Source organism: Peribacillus sp. Hz7, from assembly GCF_042136355.1.
Classification (GTDB): domain Bacteria; phylum Bacillota; class Bacilli; order Bacillales; family DSM-1321; genus Peribacillus; species Peribacillus asahii_A.
This window is the reverse complement of sequence record NZ_JBHHJV010000032.1, coordinates 1-15812: the sequence shown is the minus strand read 5'-3', so window position 1 is coordinate 15812 and position 15812 is coordinate 1. Positions and strand designations below refer to the sequence as shown.

Genomic DNA, 15812 nt, shown 5'->3' with positions numbered 1-15812 from the left:
AAGCAGTCAAACTTACATTCTTGATTTATAACAAGAAGACACGGAAGGTTACATTGTGAAACAATTCACAAAATTTGATGTAAACTTTTAAACAGCCCCTTCTTGCATCTACTAGAATGTTGTATACTCATATTGAAAAAAGGGAGATGACAAAATGAAAAACATTGCCGATATCGCCAAGCTTGCGGGCGTAGCAAAGAGCACCGTCTCTAGGTATTTAAACGGCGGCTCTGTCAGTGAAGTAACAAAAAGAAAAATTGAAGACATCATCGCAGAGACAGGCTATATGCCGAACGCTTTTGCACAAAGTTTAAAAGCAAAGAAAACTAATATTATCGGCATTATTGTTCCGCAGCTTGATTCATATGAGACATCCCAAACATTGATTGGAATTGATGAGCAGCTTCGCGAACTAAATTATCTTATGCTCGTTTCTCATACTAACCGTAATTTAGACCGTGAAATTGAAAACATCTATACTCTGGCCAAACAAAAAGTAGCTGGCATTATTTTGCTTGCGACACAAATTACTGATCGACATGTACAAGCAATCTCTGAAATTGATATTCCTGTCCTGTTAGTCGGCCAACATCATGATGAAATACACAGCCTTGTTCACCATGATGAAGAAGCTGGTTACGCAATGGGAAAATACATTATTGAACAAGGTCACCGAAGACTCGCTTTTTTAGGAGTCAGCGAAACAGACATCGCTGTCGGCGTAAAACGGAAAGAAGGCTTTAAACGCGCTACTAGAGACGTCAATAATTGTGAAGTTCGCTATTTTGAAACGAAGGCCAATATGCGTGAAGTAGCAGCGAATGCTTTAGATATTTTCAACGACTTCTTCCCTTCTGCCCTCATTTGCGCAACAGATGAGATTGCAATTGGCGCAGTCAAAGCCGCCTATACGAAAGGAATGCATGTACCAGCTAACTTATCAGTAACCGGCTTTGGTGGATATGAAATAACTGCAATGATGCATCCAGCCTTAACCACTGTCCAGTTTTACTTTATTGAAGCTGGAAAAAAAGCTGCCGATCATATTGTCCAACTCGTAAATGGACAAGACATTCCAATGCTGACTTATTCAAACTTTGAAATTATCGCAAGAGAAAGTGTTGATAAACGATTTGCCCCTAGTTAATTAGCACATCCAGCTCTTCCCTCTTTATAAAAACAACACAGCCAACATCAAGCGGAGCTCTGCTTCATTGTCTTAAAAACAAACATCAAGGGGCGTTTTTCGCCCTTTATTGGAACCGGTTCCCTAAAATACCACGTTTTTTCGTATTTATCAAGAACCGGTTCCAAACGTTGTATTATCAACGTTTTAACCTGGTTGCTCAACACTAAAAAGATTCTTTTTCAACCTCTTTTAGCAAAGAAACCTCTAGATCTCCGCAAAATACAGGCCACCCAGCATAACAAATACCTCTCATTTATAGACATTTCCTTTGGTTGTTTAAATACATTCATAACCCCCCTCAACCATCAGAGAGTCAGCTGTTTCCATGTTTATTCCACTATAATAAATAAGCGCCCAACCTGTAGTCGCATCTCTTTATTTTATACATACCTCTGCATAAAATATGCATAAGCAATTCACACCCTTAACTACCTTTTTATCACTTTTTGTCGAATAACCAGAGAAATTCTAGCTGAAATGTCCACCTGACGTGGAATGTCGATTGGGTGCAATAGCTGTCTGTACTAACACTCCAGAAGGTTTTTTTACACAAATCGCTCTATTTCACTATTCATTAGAGTGGCTTATTCTTGTTATTTTATGTATATTTTAAGATGATAGAAGCAGCCTTCCGTTCTATATAGCGCACTTTTCTCATTAGATCACATCAGCATTAAAGTGGTTATTATCACTAATCATTTAGATAGGAGTCCTTTCTATGAACAATTTAAAACCATTCCTCTCTCTGATTTTATCCACAAAAATTCCGAAGCTTGCCCTAATTATGGGGTTAACAGCAAGTATAATTACTACGCTCGCTGGTCTAATTGTTCCATTATTAACAAAGAATTTAGTCGATGGCTTTTCGGTATCATCCTTAAGCACACCGCTTATTATCGGGATTGGAGCAGCCTTTATTATCCAAGCTATTATTAGCGGCGTGTCTATTTACTTATTAAGTTTTGTTGGTCAAAAAATGGTTGCTCGGCTGCGTGACCGCATGTGGTTAAAACTCATCCGCTTGCCTGTAAGCTATTTTGATCAACAGTCCAGCGGCGAAATCGTCAGTCGTGTTGTCAATGATACGAGCGTCGTACGAGCATTAATTTCGGACCATTTCCCACAATTTATCTCAGGGATGATTTCCATTATTGGAGCCGTTATCATCTTATTCGTGATGGATTGGAAAATGACACTGATGATGCTCATTTCCGTTCCGATTACCTTAATAATCATGATCCCGCTTGGGAAGAGAATGGCAAAAATATCAAGAAGCTTACAAGATGAAACGGCGACATTCACAGGCCATATCCAGCAAACCTTAAGTGAAATTCGTTTAATGAAAGCATCAAACGCTGAACAAAATGAAGCCGCAAAAGGATTAACCGGGATTGAAAAATTGCTCAGCTTCGGATTAAAAGAAGCACGTATTTTTGCTTTAATCATGCCCATTATGTATTTGGTCATCATGGTCGTCATTGTCATGATTATTGGATATGGCGGCATGCGGGTTGCGAACGGGACGATGTCAACAGGATCACTCGTTGCCTTTTTGCTTTATCTATTCCAAATCATTATGCCGATTACATCCTTCGCGATGTTTTTCACACAATTACAAAAAGCAAAAGGAGCTACAGAACGAATTATCGAGATTTTAGAGCTATCATCAGAAGCGGGGCAAGACGGGGCAGATATCGACATTACAGACAAACCAATTACTGTCTCAAATGTCTCATTTGCTTATAATGAAGACGAACCTGTGCTTCAGAATGTATCTTTTAAAGCACAGCCTGGTGAAATGATTGCTTTTGCGGGGCCAAGCGGCAGTGGAAAAACAACAATGTTTGGATTGCTTGAACGATTTTATGAACCAACCGCAGGTGAAATACGAATTGACCAAATCCCCATTACCGATTTATCACTTCTTTCCTGGCGCAGCCAAATTGGCTATGTTTCTCAAGAAAGTGCGATGATGGCTGGAACAATCCGCAACAATCTCTGTTATGGTTTAAAAGATCCGGAAGCAATATCCGATGAACGTCTATGGGAAGCTGCTAAAATGGCCTATGCCGATCAATTTATCAGCTCCTTTCCAAACGGGTTAGATACTGAGGTTGGCGAGCGAGGAGTCAAACTATCAGGTGGGCAAAGACAGCGAATCGCAATCGCACGTGCCTTTCTACGCAACCCTAAGGTTCTGATGATGGATGAAGCAACAGCGAGCCTGGATAGCCAATCTGAACATGTTGTCCAGCAGGCCTTAACTCGTTTAATGGAAGGGCGCACAACCTTTGTCATTGCCCATCGCTTATCCACCATTATCAATGCTGATCAAATCATCTTCATCGAAAAGGGGAAAGTCACAGGCATCGGTACGCATCACGAATTAACCGAAACACATGAATTATATCGGGCATTCGTTGAACAACAGTTCGGGGAAGCAAGTGAATCTTCGATAAGCCAAGGTCTTACTCCCCACTAAATATAGGGATAAATAAGAAAACACCAAAAAGAGGCACTCTTCTAACAGTGCCTCTTTTGTATAACATGATTATTTCTAATAACGATAAGGTAGGCTTTCTCGTTCGGAAAATTTGTAATACAAAACTCCAATCGAGTGTACATTTTCCATCCTTATTCTTTTTGTAGTGTATTTGTTTACTTCTACATATATGACCTTATCCTCTACTCTAATTATTCTGCTACAATAGTAAAAATATAGGGAAAACACTCTCAACTATTCATCCTTTTTCAATGTCTTCTATGTAGATTTTACGACCCTACTTCATACAGATTATTCTCTAATGGTTTCATGTGTAACATTCGTTAATTTCAAATTTGCAATAAAAAGAACTTCCTTTTCTACACATAACGTACATACTCCCTCTTTAGCAGCACTCCAACAATCATTGAAGTAAACAAAAGAAAAAATGGTACCCAATCCGCTTGCCCATACAAAGTAAAAAGCAGAGGGCAAAGCCCTCTTACTTTTATTCAGATTTTTGAACGATTAATGCACTTTGCACTTGACTAACAGCTGTTTGAGCCTGGGCAATCTCATTCGCCGCTTGCTTAATTGCCTCTCCAGCTAAAGTTGGATCAGATGAAGACTTTTCAATTGCTTGACTTAATAAGGTTTGCGTTAAAGTCACATTCGCTTTTGCTTGATTTAATTGATTTACATCTATTGGTTGTTGAGACATATCATTCTCTCCTTTACATTTTAAAATACCTCTATATCATGACCTTACTTCACACTTTTATTATTGGAAAAAATCGCAAAAACGCCCATCTACATGTAGACGGGCGTTTTCTTGAACAATTTATTTTTGCGGAGCTTTCGGACGCATCAAGCTAATGATATAACCTAATACTGCACCAACAATCGCTGGAACAATCCAACCTAACCCGATTCCGTAAAGAGGTAAGACTTCTCCAAAGAAATTAGTTACTCCTGAAACATCGATTGGAGTTGCACTTAATCCATCAAATAAACTCACAACGAATGTGAATAGCATACTTCCTTGGTATACTTCAGAACGACCGTTGAAAAGAGAATGTGTAAATGTTAAAACAATCAACACAATTGCTAATGGATAGATTGCTGTTAACACAGGTACAGATAACGAAATTAATTGCGCTAATCCAAAGTTCGCAAAACCTGCACTAATAACAGAGAAAATAATTGCCAAATTTTTATAAGAAACACTTGGCATTAACTTATGGAAATAAGAAGCACAAGCCGTAACTAATCCAACACTTGTTGTTAAACATGCTAGTAACACAATAAAGCCTAATAACACTCCACCGAAAGGACCGAAGTAATGACTTGAAACTTGTACTAATACTTGTGCACCTGTATCTGCATAACCTATTTCCTCTACACTTGTAGCACCAAGATATGATAGTCCTGTATAGATTAAAGCTAAAATACCTGCCGCGATAAACGCTGATTTCATACATAAAGTAAGAAGTTGTTTCTTATTCGTAATCCCTTTATCTCGAATCGCATTAATAACAATAATCCCAAACACGAAAGCAGCAAGAGCATCCATTGTTAAATAACCTTGTTCAAACCCTGTAAAGAATGCATTAGAGATATAGTCCTCAGTAGGTGCTTGGAAAGCTCCCATTGGTTTAAATACGACGAAAGCCATTAAAATTAAAATAAACACGAGCATAATCGGTGTTAGCCATTTTCCAATAATATCAACCATCTTGCTAGGGTTAATCGAAATATAACACGTAAGCGCAAAGAAAATAATTGTAAAGATTAGTAAAGGTAAAAAACTAACCTCATCGCCTAAAAAAGGCTTAATAGCCATTTCAAACGAAACTGTTCCTGTTCTTGGAATCGCAAACAAAGGTCCGATTGAAAGATATAAAATAACGGTAAACACTACACCAAAAATTGGATGAGTTCGATTTGCTAAAGACTGTAAATCGTCTTTCCCCGAAACTCCTAATGCTAGAATACCAAGTAAAGGCAGACCAGCTCCTGTTACTAAAAAGCCAGCATTGGCAAGCCACATATTTTCACCTGCTGCTTGTCCAAGACCCGCTGGGAAAATCAGATTTCCAGCACCAAAGAATAATGCAAATAGCATTAAGCCAACAACTAATACAAATGAAGATGGTACTTTATTTGACACAAAAAAACCCCCATAAAATCTTTTTACCTAAAAATCCATATAAATCTACAACGAGGTTGTATGCAATCGCTTGTACATTTCTCTATTTATTGCCAATGTATGCAATAATCAGAAAATTAAGTCAATGGAATACCTCTTTGTAATTATATAAGAAGTACGGTACAACTTAATGAACTATATCACATATCAAACGTACTTACAATATCACAATAACAAATTATGCAGTCTATGTATAAATTAAATTCTGCCAATCGCCTCATAACACGATTTACAACACCTGATCACCCTAAATATTGGCGATAATATTTTTCTGAAAATAAAGTTAATTGTATACCCAACTAATAAATGGAGAATAACAAATGACTATACCAACAGATCAAAGTAAAGAAACGCTTCTTCAAGCCGCAAAAAATGCTTAGCGGCAGGAGAGATTCAACACTTTACTTTGAAAGCCATTGCACAGGGTACTGGTGTTATGCAAGGTACCATATACTATCATTTTCATACGAAAGAACAATTGCTGCTAGACATTGTTAAACATATTTATAACGAATCATGGGAGGTACTTGAAAAAAGCCACTATCCGCAAGAAATGATTCCGTACACACTACAGTCTGCAAAAGGTCGCTGTTCATCCAATTCTATGTATCAAGAGCTCGAGCATATCCGTTCCCTATTAAGTAACTTAGCTAAACAGCAGAAAAAATTAAAATAACTCCTTATGTTCAGAGCATGTTCTGCCAAAACATTCTCCCTCCTTTTTATCTAATTTCCGGGGAAATGTCCTGTTATGAATACTGAACATGTTTCTATAACTGGCTAATGAATAACTTCTTTTACGCTAAGGTATATTCTATCCTGTTTTATATCCTCTTATTTAATATCAGTAGAAATAGATATTCATTATTCCATATAAAACCAAATTAAATTTCCCACATTATCACATTCCATCTAGAATCTAAAAATCTACAGCCTCTTCAAATCAATATTCTTAGATCGGTTTAACAAGTTAACCATATATAAAAAAACCTCATTCCTTCAAAAGAAAGGACTGAGGTTTTCTACTATCACTACTTATTGTGGCAGTTGAATTTCTTCTGCAGACTTCATTACATCTTCCGGAATCGCAATTTCATCTACACCATTGTAGTTGCTAAATATAGCATTTGTCGTTTGCTTCATCGTTACTTCTTCTTCACCTTCAACCGTTTTAATGGTCATGTTAATAGCCATAGCTGTTAAGTTAAAACTTTTTTTATCAATTGTGTATTTAAAATTCACATCACTAATATCTACATTTTCAAGAGCGACCCCTAAGTCTTGACCTAAGCTTTTCGACATTTCTTCTTGAACTAAACTATTGAATTTTTCACCTGAAGCATTAAGTGTTAAGAAGTAAGAAGTATCATCCTGCTCGAACTTAAAGTCCTCTACATAGGATTGCATCTTTTTCAGTTCAGCCGCTGGATCTCCTTGCTCTTTCGTTACTTTTAATATCTCAGCAGACATTTCTTCGGGAAGTTTCACCCATTTGTTTTCTGTTGGCTCAAACATATAAAACCCTTTATCCGTGAAATATGTTTCTGATTTCACAGACTCTTCCCCTGGGACCTCAATCGTCATTACTTGATAAAGAGCAATTGGATTTTGAATAACATCCATCTCAATGGTTGATTTTACATCCACTGGCTCAGGATTATTACTAGAAGTAATCGTTTGATTATTGTCCATTTTCACAGATACACTTTTTAAATCACGGCTAACCGCAATTGTTTTTTCAAATACTTCTTCTACTGTAAGAGATTTTTCACTCGCTTGAGATTTTTCATTTTCTTTAGACTTTCCAGCATCTGAAACAGGTGCTGCTTCTTGACCACAAGCACCTAACACAGTAAACAATGCTAGAAAAGGAATAGCTAATAACTTTTTAAGTTTCATTATTATATATTCTCCTTTTTATAGAATATATAAATCATATAATAAAAAAGGGAATATATGTTGATATTTTACATAATCGGAACTTTTATACTAGTGATATAGCATTATAGCCAAAATCAATTAGCTAGTTAATCCCTCTCCTCAATATAAAAGAAGCCAATCTTGGCTCCTAAATAAAGGTTCTACTTATCTTTTTCCATATACTCTTTGATCTTTTTTTCTTCCCAATTCGCCCCGAATTTACCGGATGCAAACGTGGTTAAACCATGGATGATGACTCCGATTCCCCAACCTCCAAGTGGATAGATGAACCACCAATTCCCTGCATCTGAACTTAGGTTAATAACAAACAGCATCATATTTACTAAAATATACACCGTCAAGTGAATGTAAAACGCTTTTAGACTTTGTACGCGCCTCTTGGCCCTTAAATATTTTTCATCCTTCTCCATTCGCACATTCCCCCTTAATCATGTCACTCTTACCTAAAACTCTTCTTGATGTATACCATTTATATGTACTTCTATATCTCTAAAAATATAGCAGTTTATTGTTCGATTACATTCTTTATATGTAACTTATAACAATCGAACAAAATTAATAAATTTTAAGTAAATTAATACTATTATACATAATTTTGTATAAAAAAAGGGTATTATGAACTATTTAAATGAGGTATTATTACATAATAGTAGCAAAATATTAATAAAATCATCATAACTATCTTAACATTTACCATGTATTATAGTCAGTGCTATACGGCTCTCGAAACATGCTAAGTCTAAACTACCGTACTAACAATATGAATATGTTCTCACGCTATGAACTAAAGGGAGATCAATCATGAAGATAAAAAAACAGAATATCCAATCTTCCGTAAGAGACGGATTTAGTTTAACTATCCCTCTCTTATTACTCATACCAGCTTTGCTATTTAGTAATCCATTGTATGGCATATTGGGAGAAAATAATTATGTGACCATCCATTTAATTCTTGAAATCTTTATTATCATTGCATCCTTTACGATTGCAATTCAAGCATGGCTCATATTTCCTTATATTTTTTCCAATCATCGGTTGTATATTGGTGCTCTCTTTCTATCAGTAGGTTTGTTAACTCTCATTCATACGCTATCTTATAAAGGCATGCCCTTTTTTATTAAAGATAGCTCTGCTTATTCAGCTACATGGTTTTATATGATTGGGCGCTTAACACAAGCTTTAGGTTTATTGCTCATTTTGACATCAAAACCTAAAAAAATTCACTTTATACAGCGTAGAATTACATATAGTTTAGCTTGTTTATATACTTTTGTTTGGATATTCCTTATCTACAGTCCATATGAACTATTACCGCATCTTGTAATTGAAGGAGTAGGTACAACACCATTAAAAAATAGTCTGCAATATTTAGCCATTATGTTGCAATGTTTAATACTTCTTTATTTGTGGAGAAATTTCAATAAAGATCGACGTCAAAATACGGTCATCATTGTGGCTTCTGTTTATTTAATACTTGGCGATTTAATGTTCACAACCTATCAAAGTGTGTATGATATTAAAAATTTCATGGGTCACTTCTTTCAATTATCAGGGTTTTATTTTTTAATGAGGACGTTTTACTCTACCTCTGTTGAAAAACCATTTCAATCGTTGATAGAAACCCAAAAACAATTAAAAAAATCTGAAGAAAGCCTGCATTACATGGCCTATCACGATGAACTAACCGAATTGCCAAATTCGCGATTTTTAACAGAGAAATTATCAATAGAACTAAGCATGCCAAAAACGAAAAAAGCGATTCTAATGATAGAAATTGATCGACTTAAATCTATTAATGAATCGCTTGGTCATTCTTTTATAGACTTGATGCTACAAGAGGTTGCAACACGTCTACGTACATCTCTTCCCCCAGACTTATTCATCAGTCAAATAGGCAGGGGAGAGTTTACGATTCTCCTCCATTCAGTAAAGGACCATGAGGATGTAGTTCAAGTATGTAAACAAATTCAAAAAGGAATGAAAGAGCCTTTTCAACTACAGCATTTCCTATTAAATATTACATTGAATATCGGCATTGCCGTTTATCCGAAGCATGGCACGAATCAAGAGGAACTTTTAAAACATGCTCAAGTCGCCATGCATGAAGCACAAAAAGCAACAGAGCGATATGTATTTTACCATTCCAAAATGGGACAACAGCTCATAGAGCGATTAGTGCTTGAACAGGACTTACATTACGCCCTTGATAACGGAGAGATTTATCTTGAATATCAGCCACAAATTAACTTACGTACAGGCTCTATTGATTCTGTAGAGGCGTTAGTTCGGTGGCAGCATCCAGAGAAAGGATTGATTTCACCCGCTGCATTTATTCCAATCGCAGAAGAAACAGGGTTAATCGTCCCAATCGGTGAATGGGTATTGGAAACTGCTTGCAGACAGGCTAAACAATGGCATAATGAAGGCATTTCACATATCGGTGTCGCTGTTAATCTATCAACCGGGCAATTCTTCCAACAAAATTTAGTAGAGATGGTAGAGGATATTTTAGCGAGAACGAATCTGCCCCCACATTACTTAGAATTAGAAATTACCGAAAGTATGACGGTAGATACTAACCACATGACTGAAATTTTGCATGATTTAAAGCAATTGGGTGTAAAAATAGCTGTAGATGACTTTGGAACAGGTTATTCATCTATGTATTATTTAAAAAAATTCCCGATTGATTGTTTAAAAATAGACCGTTCTTTTGTTCGAAATGTACAATCGAATCATCATGATGACGTACTTATTTCTATGATGATTTCGATGGCGAAACATCTTGAATTGAAAGTCGTTGCTGAAGGTGTGGAAGAAACCGGCCAACTTTCCTTTTTAGCAGATCGTGATTGTGATATTATCCAAGGATATTTATTTAGTAAGCCAATCGATCCCGAAGAATTATCAGCAAATTTCGATACCATTCAAAAAAAGGTTCTTTCCATCACTCAATTAAAAGAAGTAGTATAAAGAAATTGCAATCTAAAAAAGCTAACAGCCTGCAGACAGTAGACTATTAGCTTTTTTACTTTTTACACTCAAAACAAGCATGTATGACCGTCCAGATGCATAATATTTTTTAGATCATTTTAAAAGTTTATTAACATTCCACTCGTTTCACTTAATATAAAAATTCATTATAATCAAAAAGAAGAAAAACAAAAAATGATGTAATGGAGGCTACTATGAAAAGAATCGCTGTTTTCTGTGGATCTAGTATCGGAGCTTCACATACGTATAAAGAAGGCGCTATCCAGCTAGGGAAAGAATTAGCCAGACGAGGCATTACGCTTGTCTATGGAGGTTCCAGTGTTGGAATTATGGGAACAGTAGCAGATGCTGTTTTAGAAGCAGGTGGACAAGCTATCGGCGTAATCCCAAAAATGTTAGAGGAAAAAGAGATTGCACACCTTCATTTAACAGAACTTATTGTCGTTAACTCTATGCATGAAAGAAAAACAAAAATGGTCGAATTAGCAGATGGATTTATCGCTTTACCTGGAGGACCTGGAACGTTAGAAGAGTTTTTTGAAGTGTTTACTTGGGCTCAGCTAGGACTTCACCAAAAACCTTGTGGCATTTTAAATATAGACCATTATTATGATTTACTGATTTCCTTCTTCAATCATATGAATGAACAACAGTTTTTACAGGATAAACATCGTTCCATAGCTCTAGTTGATTCAAATCCAGCAGATTTAATTGAGAAATTCTATACCTATACCCCTCCTGCTGTGAAGACCTATATTAAAGAAAATCAAACTTGATAAGTACACACCACTGAATTCATATTACAAATGAGCTTGGGCATACTGTCCCTAAGCTCATTTGTTTTACTTACTGTTTATCAGCTTTCTACTCTTCTACCTTTTTCCCTCTCATCAATTTCTCAAACTGTTCCATTTCTGGATCTTGTTTAGGCGTATAATTGAACGGATTTTTCTCTTGTGCAAATTCCTTTTTCGTATCAAATATGCCCATTGTTGAACTAGCAGATGCTGTAGGATCATTGATAATACTTTCTCTTTTCCCATCAAAATGAGGGGTTGCTTCAACATGTATATTTTCATCGTCACGTGGCATATAATCATCTCCTTTATTATTAAAATGACTATATAAAAGACAATCTATTCAATTTTTCAACACTTTCATTTCAAGAGCATGAGAAAGCGTAGAAATGGATGATGATTTCAGCAAATTAAGCATGTGAATCGAATTATATTTATATTGCTTGCCCATTTGTCAAATCCTGTTTAACCTCTGATTTTTGTTTTTTAATGACAACTACAAATAGGCTGCCTACCAAGCAAAAGATGCCCGCAAGAAAGAATGCCCATGTATAAGAGTTAAATATTTTATAAATAAGACCTCCGCCATAAGCTGCGACTGCTGCACCTGCCTGGTGAGCTGCAAATATCCATCCATAAATGATTCCACTCTTTTCTACCCCGAAGATTTGTCTAGAAATACTAATCGTTGGGGGTACAGTTGCAATCCAATCTAATCCATAGAATACAGCAAAGAGAACTAATAGCGGGATAGACCCTTCATAAAGTGCATAAGGAAGCAATAACAAAGAAGCTCCCCTTAAAGCATAATACCAAAACAGCAGCCAGCGATTATCGAATCGATCCGATAACCAGCCCGATATAGTCGTTCCAATTAAATCAAAGACTCCCATAAAGGAAAGTAAAGAAGCTGCAGTTATCATCGGGATGCCATAACTCATACAATACGAAACAAAATGCGTACCAATCAAACCGCCCGTTGAAAGTCCGCATATAAAGAAGCTGCCTGCTAATAGCCAAAACGCTTTCACTTTGACCGCTTCAAGTAAAGATTGGAAAGCAATCACAATAGGGTTTTTCTTCTGAACTATACTCGACTCTGAAGGCTCTTCGTCAAGTCCGTACGGAAGGATCCCTATTTCCTTTGGAGTGTTTTTCATAAATAATAAAATGATAACTAACATTATAACGCTAAGAGTCATGATAAGGCCAATCGCCCAACGCCATGAATAATGTTCGATAACATAGGCTAACACCGGCAGCAAAATTAACTGACCCGTTGCCGTACTTGCTGTTAATATACCGACTGCCAATCCCCTTCTCTTCTCAAACCAACGATTGGCCACATATGGACTTAAGACGGTTAAAAAGAGTCCAGACCCTAATCCTATAAGAATCCCCCAAATAAGAATAAGCTGCCACGATTGCTCCATAAAAAATGTAAGAGCAACTCCTCCGGATAACGTAGCCATGGCCAATACCATCATCTTCTTTAATCCTAGTACTTCAATTAAAGCTGCCATAAATGGACCAGAAAGCCCATACAAAAAAAGACTAATCGCAAATGCTAAAGAAATAGTAGAACGGTCCCATCCGAACTCCGCTTCAAAAGGTTCTATAAAGACTCCTGATGATGATCGAATAATTCCGGCTGCGATAATGGAGAAGAATACAATAATTAAAATAAACCAACTATAATGAATACGCTTCAAACACTCACCTACTGTCTCAAATAATTTATGAACATGAATCATAATCATTTATTGTATGGGTTTTAGAGTAGATAATCTAGCTTAATTTTCAAATAAAAGGAATAAAAAAAGAAGCTATCCTAAAGCGTGATACTTTCAGGACGGCCTCTCCCTCATTCAATCGACTGATGAGTTATTCAACTAACTATAATGAACATATATTTCATTTCTCTCGTGCTAGGGAACACGATTTTAAAAAGGTTTAGTGAACGCAGCTTACTTTGATACCCTCTGCCTCAACGCTTCTTTAAATCCTTCCAGATTATCCACTCGAATCGCTGCTTGCTCATACTCTTTCTTTACCCCCATCAGCAAAGTGGCTTCAACCGGGCGTTTTAATTTCAACATAATATTGGGATAGACTTCTTCAAAATCACGTGCAATAAAATCAATTGTATTCTTCAAAAGTTTTTGTTCTAATCTATCTCTGTCTTCTATCACTTCCTCAATATCATCCCATTGTATTTCCATACGCTTCATCAGGCCAAGAGAAACATACATACGATCATGTTCCATCTGTAGAGGATTGAAACGTACCGCTTGAATGTCACCTAAAAACAAAATGACAGAATAAACGTTTATCACTAGCAAAATAATTGATAAAATAAGTGACTTCTCATGTAACCACCAATGAATGCCGATTGTTTCAATCATAATCGCGTGAATCATCATCACTTGAAAAGCAATCAGGCTTGATTTCTTATGCAGTGTAAACGTATTGGCTTCATATTGCGGCTTCTTTCTCCACATACCTAAAGCATAATAAACCATTAGCATTTCAGAGCAAATCACTTGTATAATGGGATGTTTCTTTACTTTCTCGTCTACTGCATCGGAGAAAGAAAACAAAAGTGGCAGTGGGCTTTTCTTAACAGTACGAATGATTTCGGGCAAATATTTAAAAAATGTCATTAATAATAATAGCTCAAGTAAAACAAGTGCACCTTCTATAACAAAACCTGCCCATGTAATGGTTTTAAATGGAGCTAAATACTCCACTGGAATCATAAAACGCGCAGCAATAAGCCCAGCTGCCATCATCACAATAAGAGGCTTCCAGCTCAATTTACGTTTCCAAGCTAAAAATAAAACAGGCGCTACAATAGTTAAATCGATAATGGAGCCCAATACAACACCATTTGTATTGTCAGGCAGCAGCGACACACCAAAGGAAGAACGATATAAGACAAAATTAGAAGTTAACACAAGCAATAATAAGATCAGCCACATCATATGTGTTGAATCTTTTTTTAATATCATGCTATCCACCTCATTCATTTTGAATGATTATATTTTTTAAACTTCGAAATATTCGTTATAACTATTGAGAATTCTTCATTGTATAAAATGCTCATCTCAGCTCTTTACTCATATTATACCAAATTTCCCCACCATGTTCCGAGTTCGACACCCCATAATTGAGATATCCATGCTTTTCATAGAAACCAATTAAATCTTCTTTACAAGTAAGTGTAATCGTTTCACGCTGACTGGCCTTCGCTTCCCTTTCAAAGTGTGTGAGCAGCGCTGTTGCGGCGCCTTGTTTTTGATAACTTGGAGACACAGCTAATCCTAAAATACTTTGATGACCTCCAGACGCTGGATTTTCCTTTATGTTGCTAAATAAATCATCCGTAATGAATGCCTTCTCAATAACTGGGCCATTGACTAAGCCCACTATGGTACCGTCTTGTTCTGCTACATAAAAACTATCAGGAATTAACTGAATGCGCATTTCAAACGCTTCTTTCGTCGCGGCCTCTTCTTTTGTAAAGCAAAGATTTTCAATTCGTACAAGCTCAGGTAAATCTTCTATTTTTACATTTCGTATTTTTAACATACCTATCATTCCTCCAATGTTTGAACGATTGCTCTATTCATCTATTTATAACCTGACCCTTCCATTTTACGACATGATTTAAAAAAGAGTCTATTTGATTTAGAACTTCTCACATGCCCCTTTGTTAGAGCAACTAAAAAGAATCCGTTTTGAACAGGTTGTTCAAAATGGATTCTTTTTTACTTTTCAAATGATTTTATGTATTTTTCCAAAGCATGCTATATTCTTTTTGATAAGTTCTAATACACGTTTAAATGCTTCATATTGAACTTTTTATCTTTAGATTCTAAATTCTTAAAATACCTTTGAGTTAAAATATCTATTGCATCATCTTCTATAAGAGAGATTTCTTAACATTAAAAGTTTCTAGTCAGTAGTCAGGCACTATCCTTCAACTAATATGGTAATCACTTAATTGTATCACTAAACAACTATTTCTTTCCTATAAAATTAAGCAAAAAAAATAGCCCCTACTTAGGGCTACTTTTTTTGCCTGGCAACGTCCTACTCTCACAGGGGGAAACCCCCAACTACCATCGGCGCTGAAGAGCTTAACTTCCGTGTTCGGAATGGGAACGGGTGTGACCTCTTCGCCATCATTACCAGACA

The 15812-nt window shown here is 36.3% G+C and carries 13 protein-coding genes and 1 rRNA gene; 5 read left to right on the top strand and 9 right to left on the bottom strand.

All coding sequences use genetic code 11. The annotated features are described in order from the left end of the window. The first annotated feature begins 154 nt into the window (after nucleotides 1-154). On the top strand, nucleotides 155-1147 hold the full coding sequence (locus ACE199_RS21835; protein WP_375351634.1) for a LacI family DNA-binding transcriptional regulator: 993 nt from the start codon (nucleotides 155-157) through the stop codon (nucleotides 1145-1147). A gap of 760 nt (nucleotides 1148-1907) precedes the next feature. Further along, nucleotides 1908-3671: an ABC transporter ATP-binding protein gene (locus tag ACE199_RS21830; RefSeq protein ID WP_375351633.1), complete on the top strand. Its 1764-nt coding sequence runs from the start codon at nucleotides 1908-1910 to the stop codon at nucleotides 3669-3671. 508 nt (nucleotides 3672-4179) lie between these two features. Here ACE199_RS21830 and ACE199_RS21825 read toward each other — a convergent pair. Both ACE199_RS21825 and brnQ read right to left on the bottom strand, forming a co-directional pair. Continuing rightward, nucleotides 4180-4392: a hypothetical protein gene (locus ACE199_RS21825; protein WP_127758709.1), complete on the bottom strand. Its 213-nt coding sequence runs from the start codon at nucleotides 4390-4392 to the stop codon at nucleotides 4180-4182. 120 nt (nucleotides 4393-4512) lie between these two features. Then, the gene (brnQ, locus tag ACE199_RS21820; RefSeq protein ID WP_375351632.1) at nucleotides 4513-5841 is read right to left on the bottom strand and encodes a branched-chain amino acid transport system II carrier protein; all 1329 of its coding nucleotides are present in this window, start codon (nucleotides 5839-5841) and stop codon (nucleotides 4513-4515) included. Nucleotides 5842-6271: 430 nt separating this feature from the next. On the opposite strand from brnQ, the gene ACE199_RS21815 reads away from it, so the two are divergent. Further along, nucleotides 6272-6556 (top strand): TetR/AcrR family transcriptional regulator, encoded by a 285-nt coding sequence (locus tag ACE199_RS21815; protein WP_375351646.1) that lies wholly within the window; start codon nucleotides 6272-6274, stop codon nucleotides 6554-6556. A gap of 359 nt (nucleotides 6557-6915) precedes the next feature. Here ACE199_RS21815 and ACE199_RS21810 read toward each other — a convergent pair whose 3' ends face one another. Both ACE199_RS21810 and ACE199_RS21805 read right to left on the bottom strand, forming a co-directional pair. Continuing rightward, nucleotides 6916-7779, bottom strand: a complete 864-nt coding sequence (locus ACE199_RS21810) for a DUF6612 family protein (protein ID WP_375351631.1) — start codon at nucleotides 7777-7779, stop codon at nucleotides 6916-6918. Between the two features lie 182 nt (nucleotides 7780-7961). Then, nucleotides 7962-8231, bottom strand: a complete 270-nt coding sequence (locus ACE199_RS21805; protein ID WP_375351630.1) for a 2TM domain-containing protein — start codon at nucleotides 8229-8231, stop codon at nucleotides 7962-7964. A 391-nt stretch (nucleotides 8232-8622) separates the two neighbouring features. Between ACE199_RS21805 and ACE199_RS21800 the strand changes: the two genes are divergently transcribed. Next, nucleotides 8623-10794: a bifunctional diguanylate cyclase/phosphodiesterase gene (locus ACE199_RS21800; protein WP_375351628.1), complete on the top strand. Its 2172-nt coding sequence runs from the start codon at nucleotides 8623-8625 to the stop codon at nucleotides 10792-10794. A 215-nt stretch (nucleotides 10795-11009) separates the two neighbouring features. Beyond that, the gene (locus ACE199_RS21795) at nucleotides 11010-11591 is read left to right on the top strand and encodes an LOG family protein (RefSeq protein ID WP_375351627.1); all 582 of its coding nucleotides are present in this window, start codon (nucleotides 11010-11012) and stop codon (nucleotides 11589-11591) included. A gap of 88 nt (nucleotides 11592-11679) precedes the next feature. Here ACE199_RS21795 and ACE199_RS21790 read toward each other — a convergent pair whose 3' ends face one another. The 5 genes from ACE199_RS21790 to rrf all read right to left on the bottom strand — a co-directional run bounded on the left by ACE199_RS21790 (nucleotide 11680) and on the right by rrf (nucleotide 15810). Continuing rightward, on the bottom strand, nucleotides 11680-11907 hold the full coding sequence (locus tag ACE199_RS21790; protein ID WP_375351626.1) for a hypothetical protein: 228 nt from the start codon (nucleotides 11905-11907) through the stop codon (nucleotides 11680-11682). Nucleotides 11908-12046: 139 nt separating this feature from the next. After that, nucleotides 12047-13324 carry an MFS transporter gene (locus ACE199_RS21785; RefSeq protein ID WP_375351625.1) on the bottom strand — a complete coding sequence of 426 codons (1278 nt, stop codon included), beginning with the start codon at nucleotides 13322-13324 and terminating at the stop codon, nucleotides 12047-12049. 255 nt (nucleotides 13325-13579) lie between these two features. Further along, a complete protein-coding gene (locus tag ACE199_RS21780) occupies nucleotides 13580-14623 on the bottom strand; it encodes a beta-carotene 15,15'-monooxygenase (RefSeq protein ID WP_375351624.1) in 1044 nt (347 codons plus the stop codon). A 91-nt stretch (nucleotides 14624-14714) separates the two neighbouring features. Beyond that, on the bottom strand, nucleotides 14715-15203 hold the full coding sequence (locus ACE199_RS21775) for a GNAT family N-acetyltransferase (protein WP_375351623.1): 489 nt from the start codon (nucleotides 15201-15203) through the stop codon (nucleotides 14715-14717). A gap of 491 nt (nucleotides 15204-15694) precedes the next feature. Beyond that, nucleotides 15695-15810 (bottom strand): 5S ribosomal RNA (gene rrf, locus ACE199_RS21770). Between the last annotated feature and the right edge of the window lie 2 nt (nucleotides 15811-15812).

Coding starts and splice junctions, on each gene's coding strand:
- ACE199_RS21775 (WP_375351623.1), bottom strand. CDS start 15,203: ATGTTAAAAATACGAAATGTAAAAATAGAAGATTTACCTGAGCTTGTA.
- ACE199_RS21835 (WP_375351634.1), top strand. CDS start 155: ATGAAAAACATTGCCGATATCGCCAAGCTTGCGGGCGTAGCAAAGAGC.
- ACE199_RS21830 (WP_375351633.1), top strand. CDS start 1,908: ATGAACAATTTAAAACCATTCCTCTCTCTGATTTTATCCACAAAAATT.
- ACE199_RS21810 (WP_375351631.1), bottom strand. CDS start 7,779: ATGAAACTTAAAAAGTTATTAGCTATTCCTTTTCTAGCATTGTTTACT.
- ACE199_RS21825 (WP_127758709.1), bottom strand. CDS start 4,392: ATGTCTCAACAACCAATAGATGTAAATCAATTAAATCAAGCAAAAGCG.
- ACE199_RS21780 (WP_375351624.1), bottom strand. CDS start 14,623: ATGATATTAAAAAAAGATTCAACACATATGATGTGGCTGATCTTATTA.
- ACE199_RS21800 (WP_375351628.1), top strand. CDS start 8,623: ATGAAGATAAAAAAACAGAATATCCAATCTTCCGTAAGAGACGGATTT.
- ACE199_RS21795 (WP_375351627.1), top strand. CDS start 11,010: ATGAAAAGAATCGCTGTTTTCTGTGGATCTAGTATCGGAGCTTCACAT.
- ACE199_RS21805 (WP_375351630.1), bottom strand. CDS start 8,231: ATGGAGAAGGATGAAAAATATTTAAGGGCCAAGAGGCGCGTACAAAGT.
- ACE199_RS21790 (WP_375351626.1), bottom strand. CDS start 11,907: ATGCCACGTGACGATGAAAATATACATGTTGAAGCAACCCCTCATTTT.